The organism is Pseudoduganella sp. RAF19 (assembly GCF_052114165.1).
Classification (GTDB): Bacteria; Pseudomonadota; Gammaproteobacteria; order Burkholderiales; family Burkholderiaceae_D; genus Rugamonas.
Map to the genome: position 1 here is coordinate 39,760 of NZ_JBFREF010000011.1, position 21,516 is coordinate 61,275.

The following is a 21,516-nucleotide window of genomic DNA, read 5'->3' on the forward strand; positions in this document are numbered from 1 at the left end:
ACTCATCCAGGGGAATACACGTGGCAAATCCTATGCTTGCCCGCGCCATTCGCGCGGCTTTTACCGGCGGTAGCGCCGCTCTGTTGACGATGGCGGCCCTGCCGCTGCACGCGCAAGAGTCGGCCGATGCCGCTGCGCCAGCCGCCGAAGCGTCCGTCACGCCCGACGCGCCTTCCGGTGACGTGGTGGTGGTGACCGGTACGCCAAACAAGCGCACCAAGGTAAAAGCCAGCTACTCCATCACCACCATTAACGAAGAAGCGCTGCGCCTGCAAGCGCCGACCTCCGTGACCGAAGCCATGAAATCGGTGCCGGGCTTCTGGGTGGAGTCGTCGGGCGGCGAAGCATCGGGCAATATCCGCGCACGCGGCATCCCTGTGGACGGTTTCGGTTCCGTCACCCTGCTGGAAGACGGCATGCCGGTGCAGCACGACCCGTCGCTGGGCTACCTGAATGCCGACCAGGCCTTCCGCCTGGACGAAACCATCGACCGTATCGAGGTGGTGCGCGGAGGCCCGTCCTCCGTGTTCTACACCAACGCACCGGCCGGCGCGATCAACTTCCGCTCCCGTGAAATCGGCGACCACCCGAATGGCCTGATCAAGTTCAGCATCGGCGACTACAACATGAAGCGCGTGGACTTCTGGTACGCCACACCGCTGAAGGACGACTACGGCATCGGCATCGGCGGCTTCTACCGCCAGGACGACGGCGTGCGCGATCCGGGCTTCAAGGCCAACGACGGTGGCCAGATCCGCCTCAAGCTGACCAAGGAAATCGACCATGGCCGCATCACCTTCGATGCCAAGCACCTGGACGACAAGGTCGCGCTGTTCCTGGCGATCCCGATGCGCACCTACCCGGATGGCGAGATCCGCACCATCCCCGGCTTTGACGGCAACTACGGCACCGTGGCCGGACCGCAGACCCAGATCGTCGACCAGAAAATGGGCAACGGCGGCACCTATCACTTCGACAACAGCGACGGGACCCACGTGCGCCGCAATCAGCTGAGCCTCAACATCGAAAAGGAACTGGGCGACTGGAAACTGACCGATGGCCTGCGCTATTCGAAGACCGAAACCCAGCGTAACGGCGTGTTTGCCAACCAGCTGCTGAGCGTTGCGGCCTTCCTGAAGCAATCGCAATCCCTGCTGTCCTATGTTCCGGGCGCCACCCAGCTTGGCCTGCAGTACACCAAGCAACCGGGCACCAACTACGTCGATCCGAATGGGCTGATCATCGTCGGCGGCCTGCGCGGCGTGACCCTGCCGCTGGAAGAAGTGACCAACGATCTGCGCATCTCGCGCGCCTTCGATATCGCCGGCCAGCGCCACGAAGTGACCGCGGGTTATTACTACGCGCGCTTCAACCAGCACTTCAGCCGCTATTCCTCCTCCGTGCTGCTGGGCGCGCAGAGCCAGGCCCCCCTGATCGACCTGGTAGGCCTGGACGCATCCGGTAAACCGCTGGGCTCCATCACCGACCACGGCATCTACAACTACGGCTACGAGTCGGAAAACGCGAACGGCATCTCGAAGACCAACGCCTTCTACCTGGCTGACGAATGGCAGATCAACCCGCAGCTGCGCGTTGACGGCGGCCTGCGCTGGGAACAGGTGAACACCTCCGGCCAGACCGAGCGCCAGGCCAATGTGAACCTGGGCACCTTCGCTACGTCCAAGATCCGCACCGGCACCGGCGTGTTCGACTACTACGACCACACCTTCAATAAAACCGGCTGGACCCTGGGCGCGAACTACCAGCTGGCGCCGAACTTCGGCGTCTTCGGCCGCTGGACCAAGGCCTTCCACCTGCCGAATCTGAGCTCCTACATCACCAGCCCGACCGCCACCCCGATCATCCAGACCATGGATTTGGGCGAAGTAGGCTACAAGTACAGCGGCCAGACTTACGAGATCTTCCCGACCCTGTTCTACTCGAAGTACAACAACGTGAGCTTCACGAACTATGTCTTCGATGTGAACAACTCCACCTCCACCCCGCAGACCGGCTACGCTTCGACCCGTACCTACGGCGTGGAACTGGAAGGCAAGCTGCGTCCAGTGAGCTGGGGCGATCTGGGCTTCACCTTCACCTGGCAGCAGCCAGAGTACCGCAACCTGACGTACACCGACAAGGTCAACAACCTGCCGCTGATCCGCGACTTCAGCGGCAACCAGCTGGTGCGCGTGCCGAAAGTCAGCGCGCGCCTGGTGCCGGGTGTGAACCTGTTCGAAGACCGCCTGCGCCTGCAAGCCTCGTGGGAATATGAAGGCGCCCGCTTCGTCGATTCCGCCAACTCGGTTCGCCTGCCTGCGTATCATGTGGTGAACCTGTCGGCACGCTACCAGGTTACCCCTGCCATCACCGCCTACGCTTACGTGGACAACGTGAACAACTCGCAGGGTCTGACCGAAGGCAATCCACGCGCAGGCGAACTGCAAAGCGCGGACGCCGGCGCCAACACCTTCCTGGCGCGTCCAGTGCTGGGCCGCACCGTACGTCTGGCGGTCAAGTATGACTTCTAAAGCAGCCAAACTGCTGCCCGCCCTCGCCCTGCTGCTCGCAGCGGCCGGGGGCGCCGCGTCCGCGCAGGACCTCGTCTTGCGCGGTTCGCTGGACGGCGGCGATCATCAGCGCTACCGCCGCCTGCCCTTCACCGTACCTGCCGGCGTGGAGCGCGTGACGATCCGTTTCAGCTACACCGGCAAGGCCGAACGCAGCGTAATCGACCTGGGCCTGATCGGTCCGGACGGCGCCCTGCGCGGCTGGAGCGGCGGTAACAAGGACACCATCACGGTCAGCAGCGTTGACGCTACGCCATCCTACCTGCCGATCCCGCATCTGCAAGGCGAATGGGCCGTGTTGATGGGCATGCCCAACATCCGCAAGACCTCGCACTCCGACTACAAAGCCGAAGTCTGGTTCTCGCGCGGTCTGAACGTCGCCGATGAACCGGCGCTTTTGCGCGCGCCGCTGAAGCCAGGTCCTGCCTGGTTCCGCGGCGACCTGCACAGCCACACCGCACAATCGGACGGCAGCTGCAAGAGCCAGAGCGGCAAGAGCGTGCCCTGCCCGATGTTCCTGACCGCGCAGGCAGCCGCCGACCACAAGCTGGACTTCCTCGCCATCACCGAGCATAACGGCGTCGCGCACACGCACGGCATCCGCGAACTGCAGCCCTATTTCGACAAAGTGCTGCTGATGCCCGGCCGCGAGATCACTACCTTCTACGGCCATGCCAACCTGTTCGGCACCATCGCACCGCTGGACTTCCGGGTCGCACCGGATGCCTCGCCCGACTGGAACACGCTGTTGACGCAGGCGGCCAAGCTGAAAGGCCTGGTGTCCATCAACCATCCCGTGCGCCCTTCCGGTGAAGACTGCATGGGCTGCGGATGGGAACAGCCGACCGATATGCATCTGGTACAAGCCATCGAAGCCGTGAACGGTCCGGATGCGGACACGCCATGGTCCGGCGTGCCGTTCTGGGAAAAGCAGCTGAATCAAGGCTACCGCATCACCGCCATCGGCGGCAGCGACAGCCACCGTCCCGACGAACCAGGCCTGGGCCGTCCGCAAACTGTGGTGCATGCGGCGGAGCTGACGCAGATCGCCATCATCGACGGCATTCGCGCCGGCCACGTCTTCGTTGACGTGAAAGGCGAAGGCAAAGGCCTGCTGGAAGTGCATGCACGCCACGCAGGCAGCGAAGCCATGATGGGCGATACGCTCAACGTTCCTGCCGGCAGCACCGTGAAGTTCCACGTGCATGCCGCCGCGGTGCAGGGCGCAAAGCTGCGCGTGACCGACAATGGCAAGCCAATTCAGCCACTGCCTGACGCCGCCATCAACAGCGACGATGCGCAGATGGATTTCAGCTACGCCAGCGACGGCAAGCCGCACTGGGTGCGCACTGATGTGGTCACCGCCGAAGGCAAGCTGATTTTGCTGGGGAATCCCGTCTACCTGAACGCCCGCTAAGCGTCAGTCCTCGCGCCTTGCCTCGTGTTCCAGCTTGCGGAATTCAGGCGAGGCGCGCACCACGGGAATGGCGTTCCAGATCGCTTCGATGCGCTTCGGATCGCGATCGTAAGTCTTGCGGCTGATATGCAGGAATAGCGGCAGATCGACATAGGGTTGGCGCGCCAGCTCGATCTTGCCGCGGAAGCGGGGATCGTCATGTACCAGTTCCTCCGCCGCTCGCCCCTGAAGCACCGCCACATCGGCCATCCCCGCCACCACCATGCGCAGGCCATCCTCCACCGACTTCACTGTATCGAGCACGCGCTGGCCGCGCTGTTGCAGGATTTCCGCCACGTAGTAGCCGCGCTGCGCCACCACGATGCCGCGCGGATTAAACAGCTCCTTGCCATCCCAGCTCACGCCACTGCCAACGCGGATATAGACGCTGGCGTGGTCGTGATAAATGGCTTTTTCGGTATTGACGCTGCCATCGGCCAGTGAAGGCAGCACGGTGTAGCTGCGGCGATCCGGCGCATCGGCGCCGCCGATCATGCCATCCATGCGGCCACCGCGCGTCTCCTCCTGGCAGCGTTTCCAGGGACGGGCAAAGAACTGGAACTCGTCGCCCGTCATCCTGGCAACGCGTCTCAGCAGCTCGATATTCAGGCCTGAACCATCGGGCATGGTCCAGGGAGCCTGCGGCGCATCCTCATAGCAAAACTGAAGGGGCGCAGCGAGGGCTGCGACCTGAGTCAGACCGCAAAGCAGTGCTGCAGCGACTGTTGGTGTCCGTACGCGCATAACCCGCCTCCCGGACACAGTATGGCATTACTTTGCCGTCTGCTCCAACAACTGCTGCAGGTACTGTTTCCAAAGCGCCGCAACGGTGTGGCTACCGTGGCCGCGCGTCTCAGGCGTGTACGGCAGCACGATGGCGCGGCCTTTCGCCACTCGCTTGATGCCTTTTTCCAGGATGCCCAGCTCCGGTGGATTGATCAGATCATCGGCGCTGTTCACGGCCAGCAGGGGCACGCGGATCTTTTCCAGTTCCGGCGCCGGGTCGTAATCGTGCGACGCCTCCAGCTGGTACAGCAGGTCGTTGGCGTCGCCGTGGCGCATACCTTCTTCCACGTACTTATCCAGCGCGGCGTCGGTGGCGGCCAGCGTTGGCGTAGCCTGCTGGCGCAGCATCGGATTGCTGCCCATGAAGTACAACATCTCCTCCGCCGTGCGCAGGCTTTGCGGCTGCTGCGAGTAGTCGCCGCCTTGCCAGGACGGGTCGTGGCGGATGGCGTCAATCACCGTTTTGCGCCACACGCGGTTGCGGCCGGAGATCTGGTCCGGCAGGCTGGCCAGCGGCATCAGCGCATCCATGAAGTCAGGATGGCGCTCGCCCCATACCCAGCTTTGCATGCCACCCATCGACGTGCCCATCACCAGACGCAGGTGATTGACCTTCAGGCCTTCCAGCAGCAGGCGGTGCTGGGCGTCCACCATATCGCGGTACCCGTAGTGCGGGAAGCGCGCATGCAGCCCGTCGCTCGGCTTGCTCGAATTCCCGTGGCCGATGCCGTCGGTAAGAATGATGTAGTAGCGCTGCGCGTCCAGCACACCGCCCGGCACGAACAGATCGCCCGCAAACTCGGGACGCAGGAATTGCGTGCCGCTGCCGCCGGTGCCGTGCGTGATCAGCACAGCGTTCGTCACCATGCCCTGCTTGTCGCGCTGCGGCTTGCCCAGCGTACGGTAATGGATGCGCAGCTCCGGCATCGTCTGCCCGCTGGCGAAGCGGAAGTCCTTCAGCACGAAGTCGCCCTGCACGGGCTCAGGATAATCAGCGGCGCGGACGCCGGCCATGGCGGCGCACAGCGCCAGAGTGAGGGCGAGTTTTTTCATGTCCGCCATCTTAGCCCGAATGCTTGCGGTAGCTCAATTCACTATTGGTATCAGCGCACTACAGTGAAGCCTTTCGGGCAGGAGGCCATCATGCGCGCAGTGATCTGCAAGGGCGACCGGACTTCGCACGGAGGCCGCGTCCTCGAGGGGAATCCCAACGTCACCACCGGCGGCCGCCAGATCGCCCAGCTTGGCCACAACACTATCTGCCCGCTGTGCAAAGGCAAATATCCGATCGTCGAAGGCGTCTCGACGCACACCTACGGCGGCAAACCCACCGCCGTCGAAGGCATGCACACCGCCTGCGGCGCGACCCTGATCGCCAGCCAGCGCGAGATGGTCATTGATGCGGGCGGCGGTGGCGGTGGCGGTGGCGGCGGCGGTCACGCCGACAGCCCCACCGCCGCCGCTCCGGCTCCGGCTCCGGCTCCCGCGCCCGACACCAACTTCAGCGGCGCCTTCCGCGCCATCGACGAATCCACCGGCCACCCCATTGCCGGCCTCCCCTACCGCATCGAACTCTCCGACGGCCGCACCCTGCGCGGCACCACCGACGCCGATGGCCACACGCAACGTGTCGACCACCACGAGGCGCTTACGATGTCTCTGCACTGGGAGGACGAAGCATGAGCGCCGCCAGCTGCACGCTTACCCCAGAAGGTACGGTGACGAACGTTCCGGTTCGTTCCAAAATAAGCGTGTGTTACCAGTTCCGGACCGGCACCAAAGAGAGCTTAGCCTTGCCATATGCAGTGGCTGTTAATGGGAACGTGCTATCTGATTTCATCAAGAGGCCAATGGCGCTCTCGAAGAGTAATCGTTGCATCAACCTTCGAGTTGACACCGGCAGCAAGGTAGTTCTTTTCCTAAATAGCGATGCCTATCCGCGCTTCCGTCAACACCCTGTATATGAACTGACAGTCGGAACAGACGACGTGCACGTCGACATCAAGGAGCAGTTGGGCTGCAGACCTGACATCAAGCCCGTAGTGGGTCAAGCAGCATGCGAAACCGACTCGAACGGAACTCGAGTACTCAAATACAAGGCGCTACTTACCGGTGATATATGGATGTCTATATCGCACCGATATACGAGGCAGGAAGCGGAGTCTCTGCTACCTCAAGATCTTTCTACCGTTATCCGGCAGGCTGTACTCCGTATATTTAACGATGATGGTCTTAGCGAGCGATTCCTCGAAATTGATTTCGCAGCCAATGGTGAAGCTGCTGCATCAAAGCTAAAAATAAAGTTCGACCAATCGATTGATTCGAACGCGCACCAGAATATCGGCGTTTGCCCTCTTCTGAAAGAGGTTCTTCCACGTACGCATCCGAGAGCCTTTGCAGTCCTGTTCACAGAGGCTCGTGCATCGGACGTCGTTGAACTCTCCATCAACTCCTCGTGGCGCCCGATGCTTGGAGCAATTGTTCACCGAGTCGGCTTAGGGATCGACGTGAATTATGTCTGCTCAGCTACCAGCAGATTAGACCTGGATCGATCATCGCTGACAACAACAAGCACCGTCTCTGGAAAGAATGTCAGCCAGAACGAAAAAAAAAGTATGCCCCATATAGAAGCACTATGAATAAAGTCGCGGATCACGAAAAAGAACTCTCCATGGCTCGGAGTCGGTATAACACCAACAAGAACAAAGAGAAGACGGCATCACTCAAAGAAGACATCGACAGGATTTCAGCGGAAGTCCAGGCGGATCGCCAAAAAGGTGACCTGCTGCGGCCACCATGGGAAGAAGAAGTTCAACGTCATGAGCCTAAACTAATCCACGATCTCAGAGAAAGACTAGTCAAGAATCCCAGCATTACCGAGACATTCGATCCTTGGTACATGGTTTCAAGTACTCGTGACAACGGCCCAACAACCGCGAACGCACAGTTGGATGGAAACGAGGTAACCCATCGCAACCATCTCCACATAACGCTCTCGGATTCCCACCTGATATGAAACCACCCAAACTCAGCTGGCTGCTCGTCGCGCTTATTTTTCATGCACAAGCACTGGCTCAAGTCGATAATTCAACTCGATGGTTAGATCGTCCCTGGGAAATTCGATACCTGCTTTTCATATCGGGACAGCATATGTTTGAAAGCTCACGAAGGATAGCGCGTGCCATGAACAACACAATGACACTCGACGGCGTCGAAAAATACGCGTTGACGGGACAAGGGCTATTTGGTCGAGGCTCGCACATCGCTGTCCCGCATGCCGAGTCCGTAATAACCGTACTTATTCAGTTTGATGGTAGCGGCCACGCTCGCTCTAAAGACCTGGCGGCAGGCATTTGGCTTGGGAAGCGCGACAAAGTGGGCTCGATTCTATTGCTCGATGCAGGCGACCCACGAAAAAAACCATACTATCTTGCAGAATGGTCGCAAGGGATAGCCGGCCAGACCGAGTTCTCACCAGCAGTTTGCGCTGAAGCGGACAGTAGCCGATACCTGGACGACTGGGATCGCAACAGCATCTTCGGCAGCTTCGGTTGCCGCGAATGGACCGCACAGCTCTACAGATGGTCTCAGCCATATATCGACGTTACTTCCTATTCGGAGGATGGCCCATTCATAGGCGAAATGATTGGTTGGTCTCGGCTGTCCGATGAACCCAAACCAGTCATTGGCCTCCAAGGAAAAACCTGGTTATGCCTTCACGAGTGCCCGGATGGTGAGAAGCCGGGGCCAATCAAAAACATCCGCGCGTGGACATACAAACATGGCTTCCCCGTGCCGGAGCGTCCGCCAGACCAGCCGCTCTATCCGAACTCCAACTACCGAGATAGCGTGGATGAATAGCCAGAGGTGGGACGCAGATTCAGCGAGTAGTTTGCGCCATGGCGGAAGAGGCTTTATCCGCGTTGCCGCGGCAGGAAAGGCGGCGGACTTTGCCGGCTTCGCCCTCGCTGCAGACGACCCAGCCGTCGCGGCCGGCGGCTTTGGCGGCGTAGAGGGCTTCGTCGGCCATGGAGAGCAGCGCGTCGGCGGAGGTGCCGGCGCCGCTGGCGACGCCGAAGCCGACGCTGGTGGTAACGCGGATGCTGCGGCCACCGCATTCGAATGGCGTGCGCATGGCCGTCATGATGTGCTCACCCAGCTGGGCGACCTGGCCTTCATCGGCCAGCTGCTCAAAGACCACCACGAACTCGTCGCCGCCGAGGCGTGCGACGAGGTCGGTGCTGCGCACGGCGCGATGCAGGCGGTGGGCGAACTCGCACAGGACCTCGTCGCCGCTGGCGTGGCCGAGCGTATCGTTGATCGATTTGAAGTAGTCGACGTCCAGATAGGCCAGCGCAATGTGCTGGCCCGCGCGTCCGGCACGGGCGATGGCTTGCGGCAGCGATTCTTCGAACTTGCGGCGGTTGGCTGTGCCGGTCAGCGGATCGCTCAGTGCCAGCTCGGCGAGCTTGCTTTGTGCCGCCGCGCGCTGGCTGGTGAGCGCGTAGAAAGTGCGGCTCAAATCACCGAATTCGTCGCGGCGATCGGTGTCGAAGACGTGGATATCGTCCAGCCCTGCCGTCACGCGTGCAGCGCGATGGCGTAAGCGCAGCAGTGGGCGAATCAGCAGGCGCGCGGCCATCAGGCCGAAGGCGCCGCAGACCAGTGCCACCACCGCCGATGCGGCCACCGCATGGCGGCGCATCGCCAGCACTGGCGCCAGCGCTTCTTCTTCCGGGTACACAGCGCCGATGATCCAGTTCGATTTCAGCAGACGTTTGTAGGACACCAGCACACGCTGGCCATCCGGCATGACGCCATCGGTCCAGCCCTCGAAGCCCGCCACCGCAGCGGCAGCGGAAGGCAGAATGGTCGACTTATCGCTGCCCACTTTACGCAGCAGCAGGGAATGGTCCGGGTGATGCGCGATCGTGCCATTCTGATCGAGCATGAACAGATAACTGCCCTCGCCTGGCTGCAGCGCTTCGATCTGGCCGAAGAAGCCAGGACCTTCCAGTTCAATCGCGCCGCCGAGGATATAGCGTAGCTCACCGTGCGCGTCGAACACCGGCTCGGTCACCAGCACCACCGGCTTTTCCGACAGCGCACTGCGGAACGGCGCCGATATCACCCCCTCATGCATCGCCACCGTTTGCTGGAAATAAGGCCGGTTCGACACATTCAGATGGCCCACGTCGCGCCGGTCGCGCAAGCTCGCAAACAGCTCGCCTTGCGCGTCGATGGCGACAACATTGAAAAAAGCACCACGCAGGCTGGCGCTATGTTCCATCAGGGTTTGCAGCTGACGCGGCGAGACATCGGGACCGATGCGTTCCGCCTGCGCCTGCAGCAGTTCGCGCTTGGCAGACAAATCATGGTCAATATAGGCCGCGGCGCTGGCCAGCAGGGTTTCCTGCTGGGCGCCGATGTCGGCACGCATATGGCGTTCGGCCTGCCAGGACAGGGCCAGCGCCACCAGTCCCGATGCCAGCAGCACAAGGCCCGCCACCAGCAGCGCCATGCGCAAACGGAAGGTCAGTGGCATAGTATGCGCTCGCCATGCAAGGGTATGACTTCGGCCATCGGACCCGAATGGGCCAGGATGGCGCCCGTGATGGCCTGCATCACGGTGGCGGGACCAACGGGCTGGCAAGCCACGGCGTGACCCAGGCAACTGGCTTCCTCCGCGTGGATCGGATCGGCCAGCATCAGAACCAGCACTTCTTCAAAGCCAGGCAGCCAGCGCATGGCGCGCAGGGTTTGCTGCACCTCGATGTCGCAAGGATGATAAGCACACAGCACGATGTCCGGACCGAAGTGGTCGGCCAGGCGCACGCTCGCTTCGCCTGGGCAAATTGCTACGGTCTCGTGACCGCATGCATGCAGGCCGGACGCCAAAGCATCGGCAGCATCGGAATTGGAATCAAGGATAAGTACACGCAGCGCCAGCGCAGCCATAGGAGTCTCCGGAAAATGCGGCCAAAATAAGGCCAGCGGTTTCCGGCAGAGATGGGGCCGGGTAATTGGTGGCAGGGCGCCGGGGGCGAAGGCGCGACCGAGAAGTTTGGTAATTTTAGCAGAGAAGCCGGCCGCAAAGTCAATTTGCGGCGCGACACTCGGTTGTTGTCAGGCCACAAAGGGCCTGCAAACTCAGTCTTCGCTCTTTGCGCCGGGCAGTTTGTCGAGCAGCTTGGCGGCGGCACGCACGTTCGCCTTCAGCGCGTAATCGAGCGTGGCGAGCTGCTCTTCCATCGCTTCCTGCAGCACCGTGCCGGGGCTGGCGGGGCCAAGTTTGAGGTAGGCATCCGCTTCGCCATAGTCGCGATGGATTTCCATGCCGGCCTTTTTCGCGATATGCATCATCACCTGGTTGGACGACAGGCAGTGCATGTACAAGGTGTCAATATCGTTATTTCGACAAGTAATGCTGGCACGCTCGAACAGCTTGGAGCCGACACCCAGGCCGCGCGCGGACTTCAGCACGGACACGCCAAATTCGGCTACCCGATCCTTCTCGGTCGCCTGCTTGCGTTGTTCGCTGGTCTCGGCGAAAGCAAGATGGCCAACGCCCACGAGCTTGAACACCCGGTTGTACACGCCGAACACCAGGTCGCGATCGAAGTCGATGCTCTGCACATATTTGCTTACCTGTTCGTCCGTGACCGGCGAGCCAAAGCGCAGCAGGCGGTCGCGCCCTTCCAGGCAGAGGAAATGTTTGAGCATGCGGCGCCGGTCGCGCTCGCGCAGCTCTTTCACAGGCACAGTGGGACGCTCATCGCCGAACCAGTGGCGCAGCGGATTGCGGAAGAAGTTCAGAGAAGTCATGCGCCCTCCTCGCCATCATCGTCACCATCGAATCCGATCGCTTCCTTCACGGCGCGCACGCGGGCTGCACGCACGAACTCAGGAATCTTTTCCGGACGATCCACGCAGCGCTGGGCGATCTCGCCCGCATTGACGCCGCGTGCAGCAGCCAGCGCTTTCTCAAGATACTCCTTTTGCGGGAAGGGCTTGTCGCGGAAACTGATGCCGCCGCCTTCGCGTCCGCGCGCATCGCACTCCGACGCCAGCAGCAGCTGGGTAAAACGTTCAGGCTTGCGGAAACCGTCGCAGCGCTCGAACAGGGTGACGATGGTGCGCGGACGCAGCTCCTGTGCGCGCGCCACATTGCCATGCTCGCGCGTCGTCATCACCGCGAGGTCGCGGCAATCGGTCGGCACGCGCAGGCGCTTGCACACCTGCTGCACCAGATCGACGCCCTCGCCTTCGTGGCCGTGATGTGCCGGCCATTTTTCCGGGCGCGTTACCGCTTTGCCCAGATCGTGCATCAGCGCTGCAAAAAGCACAGGCAGATCGTAATGTTGAGATGCGGCGTAATCGACCACCTGCTCCATGTGGATGCCGGTATCGATTTCGGGATGCCATTGTTCCGGCTGGGGTACACCCCACAGGCGATCCAGTTCCGGAATGATGTGGGCCAGCGCGCCACAGCCGCGCAGCACTTCCAGCATGCGCGAGGGCTTCTGCTCCATCAGCCCGCGCGAGATCTCCTGCCATACACGTTCAGGCACCAGCGCATCGACTTCGCCCTGGTCGACCATGCGCCGCATCAGTTCATTGGTTTCCGGCGCCACTGTGAAATCCGGGAAGCGCGCTGCGAAGCGGGCCAGGCGCAGAATGCGCACCGGGTCTTCCGCAAAGGCGTCGGAGACGTGGCGGAAGATACGGTCCCTGATGTCCTGCTGGCCGTTATAGGGGTCGGTCAGCGTGCCGTCTTCGGCGCGGGCGATGGCGTTGATGGTGAGGTCGCGCCGCACCAGGTCATCTTCCAGCTTCACATCGGCCGATGTGTGGAACACGAAGCCTTTGTAGCCGGGCGCCGTTTTGCGCTCGGTGCGGGCCAGCGCATATTCCTCCTGCGTTTGCGGATGCAGGAAAACCGGGAAGTCCTTGCCGACGGGGCGGAAACCCGCTTTAACCATCTCTTCCGGCGTGGCGCCGACGACCACGTGGTCGTGATCCTTGACCGGCAGGCCAAGCAATTCATCGCGTACGGCGCCGCCGACCACATATGTCTTCATCGGCGTCAGTCCGGCATCTCAGCGTCGTGCAGCGGCGCGCTTTCCGTTTCGGCTAGCGCCTGGTCGAGCCATTCCGCCACAGCGGGATGGGAGCGCATGCGCTCGCAGTAGGCGGACAGCGCGGGCGGCAGTACCACGCCGTAGGTCTTGAAGCGGCTTACGACCGGCGCGAAGAAAGCGTCCGCAATCGAGAAATCGCCGAACAGGAATTCATTGTGGCCGAAGCGGCTCAGGCACTCTTCCCAGATTTCGCTGATGCGGCCAATGTCCGCCTGCGTGGCCGGCGTGCGGCCCTTGCCTGGATAATTGCCCTTGACGTTCATCGGCATGGTGGAGCGCAGGCTGGTGAAGGAACTGTGCATCTCGGCGCAGACCGAACGCGCCATGGCGCGCGCGGCCACGTCCTGTGGCCACAGATGCTTGTCCGGGAATTGCTCGGCGATGTATTCGCAAATGGCCAGGCTGTCCCAGATCGTCATATCTCCAGCCAGCAGCACCGGCACACGGCCGCTGTCGCACCACTTGGCGATATTGGTCGCGGTATCGGGGCGGTCCAGCAGGATGCGCACTTCGGTGAAGGGAATCGCAAACGCCTTCATCGCCACCCACGGCCGCATCGACCACGAAGAGTAGTTCTTGTTGCCGATGACGAGTGTCAGGCCCGGTGCGCGTGCGGCGGCCAGGGTTTGTTCCAGGGTAGGGTCGAGTGCAGTGGTGTGCATAATCGCTTCCGGTGATTTATCGGCTGCCGAAGGTGGATTCCTGCTGTTCCGCTTCCGTATAGCCTTTCGGCGTGACGGTGCCCAGACGCTGCTTCAGCGATTGCGGACGGCCTTCGAACAGGGCAGCGTAGAAGGTGGCGTTGGTCATCACATTCTTCACGTAGCCGCGCGTTTCGTAATAGGGAATCGTTTCGATGAAGATGGTGCTGTCCATCGGCTTCACCAGCGTGGAACGCCAGGACCGCAGGCGGCCAGGACCTGCGTTGTAAGCGGCGGTGGCCAGCACTTGCGAGCCGTCCATGCTGCCCAGGACCATATTCATATAGTTCGCGCCGAGCAGGATATTGGTCTTCACGTCATGCAGCATGTCCTGCACGAAGTCCGTCAGGCCGATCTTCTTGGCGACCCAGCGGCCGGTGGATGGCATCACCTGCATCAGGCCCGAGGCACCCACGCCCGATTGCGCATCCATGATGAAGCGCGATTCCTGGCGGATCAGGCCATACACCCAGGCGCGATCCAGTCCCAGTGTGCTGGTGGTGGGCTGCATGATGTCGTCATGCGGCACGGGATAGCGGTGCGTGTAGTCGGCCTGCACGCGCGTCTTTTCGGACGTGTACACCATGCGGTCGAGGATGTGATTCTGGCGCGCGAATTCGGCAGCAGCGATCAGCTCACGCTCGCTCAACTTGCGCGTTTCCCAGTTCCACTCGCGCGTTCCTTCGAAACGCAGGCGCATGCTGAAGAACTTGAGCGCGCGCTGCAGGCCCTGGTTGGTGGAAATGGCTGCCAATTCAAATGGCGTCGGCGGCGCGCCCGGCGGCGGAATCGTCACCAGCTGGCCCAGTTCTTCCGCGGACAGCAGGCTGTAATAGTCGTTCCCGGTCGAGATGCTGCGGTACAGCGCCAGCGCTTCCGGCGCAGTGCGGCCATCCTGCGCGGCGATGGCGCGAGCGTTCCAGTAAATCCAGGTCGGGTCGCTGCGCAGCGATTGCGGCATGGCGGCGATCGTGGCGCGCACCGTCTTCCAGTCCTGGCTGCGCAGTGCGATGCGCGCCTTCCATTGAACCTGGTCAATCGACAGCGGAGCGCCGGACGACTTCTGCCAGTATTCCGCAGTCTCCGGCGCCAGCGAATACGAGGCCTGCAGCGCGACGTTGGCCCAGCCGATCGCGCGCTCCTGCGGCGTCAGTTTCGGCGCGTTTTTGTTCAGCGCCATCACGGCCAGTTTCAGGCTGGTCTTGGCGCCGCGGCCTACCGCGACCAGGAAAGTCTCGTGATCGGCGCGGCTGCTGCCGGCGCCCTTCGCCATTGCGATAGTGGGCAGGTCGATGGCTTGCGCGATCTTCTTGTCGGAGCCGTTCAGCAGCATGATGGCGCGGCGTGCCGGACCGGTGGCGTTGGTTTCGCCGGCCAGGCGCACCTGCGTCCACACATCTTCGTCCTTGAACTGGCCGGTCTGGTAGAGCGATGCGATCAGCGAACCGCAGGCCTCGCCGTAAAAAGGCGGATAGACCAGCAGCGCGCGCGCATCGGCCGCCACGTTCTGCCCTTTGGTCAGGCGCGACAACAGGTTGTAGCACTTGACCTGGGTATCGTCCTGCAGCAAGAACTGCGGATACTGCTCATCGAAGGTGGCCCACTCGCGCTTGCGGCCCAGGTCCAGCAGCCAGTCGTTGCGCAGGCGGTCGGCAATCGCGCTGCCTTCGTAGCGTTTCAGGAAGTCGCGTATCTCGGCGTTCGTGGCGTCCTTGAAATGGGATTTCAGCCGATAATAGTCGACATAAGAAGGGATGCTGTAATTGGTCAGCTGGGCGCCATAGAATTCGGCCTTGGCTGCATCATCGCGGCGCACGGAATCGCGCAGCAGAAGGAATGCGTCGTCTTCCTTGCGTGTATCGCTTGCGGTATCCTGCGCGCAGGCCAGATTCACGGTGACGCTTGCGGTCACCATCAGTGCGCCGGCTATCCATTTCGACAGGGAAATCAATCTACGACTCTCAATGTAATTCACGATATGACCAGCGCACCTAGAATACCACGCAACCCCGCCGAGCTACCAGCCTCCAGCGCACAGACTAAGACGGAATTAAGGCGTTCCTTATTGGCCGAACGCCGCGCCATTCCGGCCGAAACGCGGCAGCAGTGGGACCATGGGCTGTGTGCCAACATCGTGACATGGTGGCAAGGCAGCGGTGTCGATGCGCTCGGCGTTTACTGGCCTTTGCGCGATGAGCCCGACCTGCATGCGGCTTACGCTGAACTGGCGCGGCTTGGCGTGCGCCTGCTGCTGCCGGTCGTGGTGCAGCGCGACGCGCCGCTGGAATTCGCATCGTGGGAAATCGGCGAGACGATGGTGAAGGATGGCATGGGCGTGGCGGTGCCGGCCCATCTGCGCATTGAGCCTTATCCGCCGGCCCTGCTGGTGCCTTGCCTCGGCTTTAATGCGGGTGGTTTCAGGCTGGGATATGGCGGCGGTTTCTACGACCGCACGCTGGCAAAGGAACCACGCCCCGCAACAGTGGGCGTGGCGTACAGCTGCCTTGAGRTGGAGTTTGGCGTCGATAACCACGATATCGCGCTGGATATCGTGATCACCGAACAGGCTTAAACCAGCTGCTGCCAGATCGCGGTTGTGGCCGCGGCCTGGTTCATCGAGTAGAAGTGCAGGCCCGGTGCGCCGCCTTCCAGCAGGCGTTCGCACAGTTCCGTGACCACGTCCTGGCCGAAGGCCTTGATCGATGCGCTGTCATCGCCAAACGACGCCAGCTTCAAACGCACCCAGCGCGGGATCTCCGCGCCGCACATATCCGAGAAGCGCATCAGCTGGGTGTAATTCGTGATCGGCATGATGCCCGCCACGATCGGCACGTCCACACCCTGCTTCTGCGCCTGCTCCACGAAATGGAAGTAAGCGTCGGCATTGTAGAAGTATTGCGTGATGGCCGCGTTGGCTCCGGCCTTCACCTTGCGCACGAAGGCTTGCATATCGTCTTGCGGCGAGCGCGCTTGCGGGTGCACTTCGGGATAGGCCGCCACTTCGATGTGGAACCAGTCGCCCGTTTCGGCGCGCACGAATTCCACCAGCTCGTTCGCATAGCGGAATTCACCCATGCCGCCGTAGCCGCTCGGCAGGTCGCCGCGCAGCGCCACCAGGCGCTTGATGCCATGCGATTTGTACTGCTGCAGCACGGCGCGGATCGAGTCGCGCGAGCCGCCCACGCAGGACAGGTGCGGCGCCGCTTCTTCACCGGCGGCCATGATTTCGAGGACGGTGTCCAGCGTGCCTTGCTGGGTCGAGCCGCCGGCGCCGAAGGTCACGGAAAAATATTTGGGATGCAGCTCGGACAGTTTGGCGCGCGTGGCGCGCAGCTTTTCTGCCCCTTCCGCCGTCTTGGGCGGGAAGAATTCGATACTGAAATTATGGTTAGCCATTGTCGTCTTTGAGCAGGAGTGTGGACAAGGCCCAGGAGATCACGCTGTACAGCAGCGCGCCGAGAATCGCCGACCCGAAGCTGTCCACGTGGAAGCCGCTCACCAGTTGCGCCACCAGCCAGAACATCAGGCCATTGATGACGAAGATGAACAGGCCAAGCGTCAGCACGGTAACGGGCAGCGTCAGCAACAGCAGCAGCGGGCGGATCAGGGTATTCACCAGGCCGAGCAAGAGGGCTGCAACCAGGGCGGCGCCGATGCTTGTGACATCGACGGAATGCATCAGGTAAGGCACGGCAAACAGGGCCGCGGCATTGATTATCCAGGTAAGGACCAAACGCATTTTTGGAAACCTTGGAAGGCTGGTGTCCGGCACGATGTGCCGGACACCGGGTTGGGCCTATGGCTGCGGATGACCGCAGCGGCGCCGATTAGTAACGATAATGTTCAGGCTTGTAAGGGCCTTCGACCTTCACGTTGATGTACGCGGCCTGCTCTTCGGTCAGAGTGGTCAGCTGCGCGTTCAGCTTCTTCAGCTGCAGGCGGGCGACCTTCTCGTCCAGGTGCTTCGGCAGGGTGTACACGCCGACCGGATACTGCTTGGTGTTGGCGAACAGTTCGATCTGCGCGATGGTCTGGTTAGCGAAGGAGGACGACATCACGTAAGACGGGTGGCCGGTGCCGCAGCCCAGGTTCACCAGACGGCCTTCCGCCAGCAGGATGATGCGCTTACCGTTCGGGAAGATCACGTGATCCACCTGCGGCTTGATGTTCTCCCACTGGTACTTCTTCAGTGCCGCAACGTCGATCTCGTTGTCGAAGTGGCCGATGTTGCAGACGATGGCCTGGTCCTTCATCTTGAGCATGTGCGCTTCGGTCAGGATGTGGTAGTTGCCGGTGCAGGTCACGAAGATATCGCCGTGTTCAGCAGCGTAATCCATGGTCACCACGCGGTAGCCTTCCATTGCAGCCTGCAGAGCGCAGATCGGGTCGATCTCGGTAACCCAGACCTGTGCGGACAGGGCGCGCATTGCTTGCGCGGAACCCTTGCCCACGTCGCCGTAGCCGGCGATCACGGCGATCTTACCAGCCACCATCACGTCGGTTGCGCGCTTGATGCCGTCCACCAGGGACTCGCGGCAGCCGTACAGGTTGTCGAACTTGGACTTGGTGACGGAGTCGTTCACGTTAATTGCCGGGAAGGCCAGCTTGCCTTCCTTGTGCATCTGGTACAGGCGGTGCACGCCGGTGGTGGTTTCTTCGGTCACGCCCAGGATTTGCGGCAGACGCTTGGAGTACCAGGTCGCGTCCTTGGCCAAGTGGGCCTTGATGGAGTTGAACAGGCAGATTTCTTCTTCCGAGCCTGGATTGGCCAGCACGGAGATATCCTTCTCGGCGCGGGCGCCCAGGTGCAGCAGCAGGGTTGCGTCGCCGCCGTCGTCCAGGATCATGTTGGAGTACACGCCTTCACCTGGCCATTCGAAGATGCGGTGGGTGTATTCCCAGTATTCGTCCAGGGTTTCGCCTTTCACGGCGAACACCGGAGTGCCTACCGCGGCGATAGCGGCAGCAGCGTGGTCCTGGGTGGAGTAGATGTTGCAAGACGCCCAGCGCACTTGCGCGCCCAGTGCTTCCAGGGTGCGGATCAGCACCGCGGTCTGGATGGTCATGTGCAGCGAGCCGGTGATGCGCGCGCCTTTCAGCGGCTGAGCAGCAGCGAATTCTTCGCGGATGGCCATCAGGCCAGGCATTTCGGTTTCCGCGATCTTGATCTCTTTTTCGCCCCAGGCAGCCAGGCCGATGTCGGCGATGATGTAATCGTGGGAATCTTTGAGTACGGCGTTCATCACGCCCTCCTTTCATTGGTTGAAAAAAGTAACGTGAGCGCGGTGTTGAAGTTCCGAGCCTGGCAAACCTGAACGGTCCGTCGCAGCGCTCCTCGGGGGTATGGATTGTAGCACGATCCCAGTGCCGAAAAACTATGGCATACTGCCCAAGTTATTTTTTTTGCATCGCGCACAACGACTATGACCGGACTGACTGCCGCACCACAGCTGTTCCTGAAATTTGCGCGCTGGCGCATGCGCAACTCGCCGCATAACGGAACCGGGCAATTTTCGGCAGCGGATGTTGCCTCCGCCCTCTACACCGGCATTCTAGGCAGAGCTCCCGATGCGCATGGCCTGACCAATTTGACGCAGGCATTTGAATTGGGCAAACCGATCGATGAGGCGATGCAATCGATGATTGGCTCCAGCGAATTCAGCATGCGCATGATTCGCCAGCTTATTCCTGGGCGCGAGCTGCCCGATCTCACGCAGCTGTATCCGGATCGGTTCGTGCGCGAAGATTCGCTCGCGGGTGTTCCCATGGTGCTCTATAACGCTTTCGAAGACGCCGATTTCAACTTCATGGAATCGCTGATCGTGCGCCACCGCTACTACGATATGCCCGGTGTTTGGGGTGCGGGGATTGGCCTGGACCAGCACGTCACCGCCGCTATCGCGCAGGGACTGGGCGCACGCAGGTGCATGGAAATCGGTTGCTTTACGGGCGGTGTGCTCAGCTTGCTGGAGCAAAGCGGCATTGATGTGACCGGGCTTGATGTCAGCCATCTAGCATTCATGCTGGCATTCCCGAACGTGCGCGACCACATGATTTTTGGCGACCTGCTATCGGCACCCGTGTCCGGCAAGTTCGACGTGGTACTGGCGATGGACATCATCGAGCACCTCAATCCCGTCAAGTTCGACCTGTACCTGGCGCGGCTGGCTGAGCTGATTGACGAGGACGGCTACTTCTACCTCAATTCGCCGATGTTCGGCTCAGACGAAGTGTTTGGACAGGACTTCGAAATCTATGTCCGCTCGTGGCTGGAAAGCGACAACGGCTTCTTCCGCCAGCTCGACTGCGATGAAAAAGGCTGGCCCAAGCACGGCCACCTGGTGTGGGCCACACCGCAATGGTGGGAAGAGCGCATGGCCGCACACGGCCTGGTGCGCGATCGTGAGATCGAGCGCGCCGTGCATGCCGAGCTGAAGGAATATTTCGAGTTAAGTCCTGCCCGCCGCAGCCTGTTTGTGCTGAAGCACGCCCACAACCGCCGCAACAGCGCCGATGTCGCGAAAAACATGCGCGCCAGACTGGCAGCCATCCCCGGCCTGGCACGCTAAGCGCTATGGATCAGGCCCCGGGTCAGACCCTTGGGTCTGACCCGGTCTTAGGGTTTTACTTCAAGCCGGCAGCCGCGCGCAGGACGCCTGCCTTGTCGGTACGCTCCCAGGTGAATTCCGGCTCTTCGCGGCCGAAGTGGCCGTAGGCGGCGGACTTCTGGTAGATCGGGCGCAGCAGGTCCAGCATCTGCACGATGCCTTTCGGACGTAGGTCGAAGTGCTCGTGCACCAGTTCTGCGATTTTCTCGTCAGAGATCACGCCGGTGCCTTCGGTGTACACGGTGATGTTGATCGGACGTGCCACGCCGATCGCGTACGACACCTGCACCTGGCACTGGCGCGCCAGACCGGCGGCCACGATGTTCTTCGCAACGTAACGGGCGGCGTAGGCAGCGGAACGGTCCACTTTGGACGGGTCCTTGCCGGAGAAGGCGCCTCCGCCGTGCGGCGCTGCACCGCCGTAGGTGTCGACGATGATCTTACGGCCGGTCAGGCCGCAGTCGCCCTGTGGGCCACCGATCACGAAACGGCCGGTCGGGTTGACCAGGAACTTGGTGTCCTGCAGCCACTCGCGCGGCAGCACCGGCTTGATGATGTCTTCGATCACCGCTTCTTCGATGTGCTTGTGGGTCATTTCCGGCGCGTGCTGGGTCGACAGCACCACGGTGTCCACCGACACCGGACGGCCGTTCACGTAGCGCAGGGTGACCTGGGACTTCGCATCAGGACGCAGCCATGGCAGGCGGCCATCCTTGCGCAGCTGGGACTGGCGCTCCACCAGACGGTGTGCGTAGTAGATCGCAGCCGGCATCAGTTCCGGGGTTTCGTCGCAAGCGTAGCCGAACATCAGGCCCTGGTCGCCGGCGCCCTGGTCCAGGTCGATACCGGCGCCTTCGTCCACGCCCTGAGCGATGTCAGGAGATTGCTTGTCGTAAGCCACCAGCACGGCGCAACCTTTGTAGTCGATGCCGTATTCGGTGTTGTCATAGCCGATGCGCTTGATGGTTTCGCGGGCGATTTGAATATAATCCACGTTCGCGTGGGTCGTGATTTCGCCGGCCAGCACCACCAGACCGGTGTTGCACAGGGTTTCAGCAGCTACGCGAGCTTTTGGGTCTTGCGCCAGGATGGCGTCGAGGATGGCGTCCGAAATCTGGTCCGCGACTTTGTCGGGATGGCCTTCGGAAACGGATTCAGAGGTGAACAGGTAGTCATTAGACATCGCAAGCTCCTTAGTTTTGTTCAAATAACATTGTCGCAAAACTAACACAGCTTGCGACGCTTTAGCGAAAT

20 protein-coding genes and 1 riboswitch are annotated in these 21,516 nt (G+C 61.5%); of the genes, 8 read left to right on the forward strand and 12 right to left on the reverse strand.

Features of this window, described 5'->3' with window-relative positions; translation table 11 throughout:
* The first annotated feature begins 20 nt into the window (after positions 1-20).
* Positions 21-2,531, forward strand: coding sequence for a TonB-dependent receptor (locus AB4Z19_RS25915; RefSeq protein ID WP_442036531.1), 2,511 nt, complete (start codon positions 21-23; stop codon positions 2,529-2,531).
* Positions 2,521-3,987: a CehA/McbA family metallohydrolase gene (locus tag AB4Z19_RS25920; RefSeq protein WP_442027648.1), complete on the forward strand. Its 1,467-nt coding sequence runs from the start codon at positions 2,521-2,523 to the stop codon at positions 3,985-3,987. Before AB4Z19_RS25915 ends, AB4Z19_RS25920 begins: the two co-directional genes overlap by 11 nt.
* A 3-nt stretch (positions 3,988-3,990) precedes the next feature.
* Here the strand turns inward: AB4Z19_RS25920 and AB4Z19_RS25925 are convergent, their stop codons facing one another.
* Together AB4Z19_RS25925 and AB4Z19_RS25930 are read right to left on the reverse strand one after the other, a co-directional pair.
* Positions 3,991-4,770 carry a hypothetical protein gene (locus AB4Z19_RS25925; protein WP_442036533.1) on the reverse strand — a complete coding sequence of 260 codons (780 nt, stop codon included), beginning with the start codon at positions 4,768-4,770 and terminating at the stop codon, positions 3,991-3,993.
* A gap of 27 nt (positions 4,771-4,797) precedes the next feature.
* Positions 4,798-5,865 carry an alpha/beta fold hydrolase gene (locus AB4Z19_RS25930; RefSeq protein WP_442036535.1) on the reverse strand — a complete coding sequence of 356 codons (1,068 nt, stop codon included), beginning with the start codon at positions 5,863-5,865 and terminating at the stop codon, positions 4,798-4,800.
* Positions 5,866-5,955: 90 nt separating this feature from the next.
* Here AB4Z19_RS25930 and AB4Z19_RS25935 point away from each other — a divergent pair, with 90 nt between their 5' ends.
* From AB4Z19_RS25935 to AB4Z19_RS25950, 4 genes are read left to right on the forward strand one after another with little or no spacing between them, the layout of a single operon-like run.
* Positions 5,956-6,495 carry a PAAR domain-containing protein gene (locus AB4Z19_RS25935; protein WP_442027644.1) on the forward strand — a complete coding sequence of 180 codons (540 nt, stop codon included), beginning with the start codon at positions 5,956-5,958 and terminating at the stop codon, positions 6,493-6,495.
* Positions 6,492-7,451 carry a hypothetical protein gene (locus tag AB4Z19_RS25940; RefSeq protein WP_442036537.1) on the forward strand — a complete coding sequence of 320 codons (960 nt, stop codon included), beginning with the start codon at positions 6,492-6,494 and terminating at the stop codon, positions 7,449-7,451. Before AB4Z19_RS25935 ends, AB4Z19_RS25940 begins: the two co-directional genes overlap by 4 nt.
* Entirely contained in the window at positions 7,448-7,828 is a 381-nt protein-coding gene (locus AB4Z19_RS25945; protein WP_442026893.1) for a hypothetical protein, read from the forward strand. The genes AB4Z19_RS25940 and AB4Z19_RS25945 overlap by 4 nt, the downstream gene beginning before the upstream one ends.
* A complete protein-coding gene (locus AB4Z19_RS25950; RefSeq protein WP_442036539.1) occupies positions 7,825-8,673 on the forward strand; it encodes a hypothetical protein in 849 nt (282 codons plus the stop codon). Before AB4Z19_RS25945 ends, AB4Z19_RS25950 begins: the two co-directional genes overlap by 4 nt.
* A 19-nt stretch (positions 8,674-8,692) precedes the next feature.
* Here AB4Z19_RS25950 and AB4Z19_RS25955 read toward each other — a convergent pair whose 3' ends face one another.
* From AB4Z19_RS25955 to AB4Z19_RS25980, 6 genes are all read right to left on the reverse strand, one after another.
* Positions 8,693-10,357: a diguanylate cyclase domain-containing protein gene (locus AB4Z19_RS25955; protein WP_442026895.1), complete on the reverse strand. Its 1,665-nt coding sequence runs from the start codon at positions 10,355-10,357 to the stop codon at positions 8,693-8,695.
* Positions 10,348-10,770 carry a hypothetical protein gene (locus AB4Z19_RS25960; protein ID WP_442026896.1) on the reverse strand — a complete coding sequence of 141 codons (423 nt, stop codon included), beginning with the start codon at positions 10,768-10,770 and terminating at the stop codon, positions 10,348-10,350. The genes AB4Z19_RS25955 and AB4Z19_RS25960 overlap by 10 nt, the downstream gene beginning before the upstream one ends.
* A gap of 192 nt (positions 10,771-10,962) precedes the next feature.
* Complete coding sequence (locus tag AB4Z19_RS25965; protein WP_442026897.1) at positions 10,963-11,637, reverse strand: GNAT family N-acetyltransferase; 675 nt, start codon at positions 11,635-11,637, stop codon at positions 10,963-10,965.
* Entirely contained in the window at positions 11,634-12,893 is a 1,260-nt protein-coding gene (locus AB4Z19_RS25970; protein ID WP_442026899.1) for a multifunctional CCA addition/repair protein, read from the reverse strand. Before AB4Z19_RS25970 ends, AB4Z19_RS25965 begins: the two co-directional genes overlap by 4 nt.
* Positions 12,894-12,898: 5 nt before the next feature.
* Positions 12,899-13,615, reverse strand: coding sequence for a glutathione S-transferase family protein (locus tag AB4Z19_RS25975; protein ID WP_442036541.1), 717 nt, complete (start codon positions 13,613-13,615; stop codon positions 12,899-12,901).
* A 16-nt stretch (positions 13,616-13,631) separates the two neighbouring features.
* On the reverse strand, positions 13,632-15,569 hold the full coding sequence (locus AB4Z19_RS25980; protein ID WP_442036543.1) for a transglycosylase SLT domain-containing protein: 1,938 nt from the start codon (positions 15,567-15,569) through the stop codon (positions 13,632-13,634).
* Positions 15,570-15,632: 63 nt separating this feature from the next.
* Between AB4Z19_RS25980 and AB4Z19_RS25985 the strand changes: the two genes are divergently transcribed.
* Positions 15,633-16,226 carry a 5-formyltetrahydrofolate cyclo-ligase gene (locus tag AB4Z19_RS25985; protein WP_442036545.1) on the forward strand — a complete coding sequence of 198 codons (594 nt, stop codon included), beginning with the start codon at positions 15,633-15,635 and terminating at the stop codon, positions 16,224-16,226.
* Here the strand turns inward: AB4Z19_RS25985 and metF are convergent.
* The 3 genes from metF to ahcY form a co-directional block, all read right to left on the reverse strand.
* Positions 16,223-17,050, reverse strand: a complete 828-nt coding sequence (gene metF, locus AB4Z19_RS25990; protein WP_442029056.1) for a methylenetetrahydrofolate reductase [NAD(P)H] — start codon at positions 17,048-17,050, stop codon at positions 16,223-16,225. The genes AB4Z19_RS25985 and metF overlap by 4 nt on opposite strands.
* Positions 17,043-17,393 (reverse strand): phage holin family protein, encoded by a 351-nt coding sequence (locus AB4Z19_RS25995; RefSeq protein ID WP_442036547.1) that lies wholly within the window; start codon positions 17,391-17,393, stop codon positions 17,043-17,045. Before AB4Z19_RS25995 ends, metF begins: the two co-directional genes overlap by 8 nt.
* An 88-nt stretch (positions 17,394-17,481) precedes the next feature.
* Complete coding sequence (ahcY, locus tag AB4Z19_RS26000; RefSeq protein ID WP_442036549.1) at positions 17,482-18,897, reverse strand: adenosylhomocysteinase; 1,416 nt, start codon at positions 18,895-18,897, stop codon at positions 17,482-17,484.
* Between the two features lie 30 nt (positions 18,898-18,927).
* Positions 18,928-18,995: riboswitch (S-adenosyl-L-homocysteine riboswitch) on the reverse strand.
* 82 nt (positions 18,996-19,077) lie between these two features.
* Between ahcY and AB4Z19_RS26005 the strand changes: the two genes are divergently transcribed.
* Complete coding sequence (locus AB4Z19_RS26005) at positions 19,078-20,223, forward strand: class I SAM-dependent methyltransferase (RefSeq protein ID WP_442025481.1); 1,146 nt, start codon at positions 19,078-19,080, stop codon at positions 20,221-20,223.
* 55 nt (positions 20,224-20,278) lie between these two features.
* On the opposite strand, the gene metK is transcribed toward AB4Z19_RS26005, so the two are convergent.
* A complete protein-coding gene (gene metK / locus AB4Z19_RS26010; protein ID WP_442025480.1) occupies positions 20,279-21,445 on the reverse strand; it encodes a methionine adenosyltransferase in 1,167 nt (388 codons plus the stop codon).
* Between the last annotated feature and the right edge of the window lie 71 nt (positions 21,446-21,516).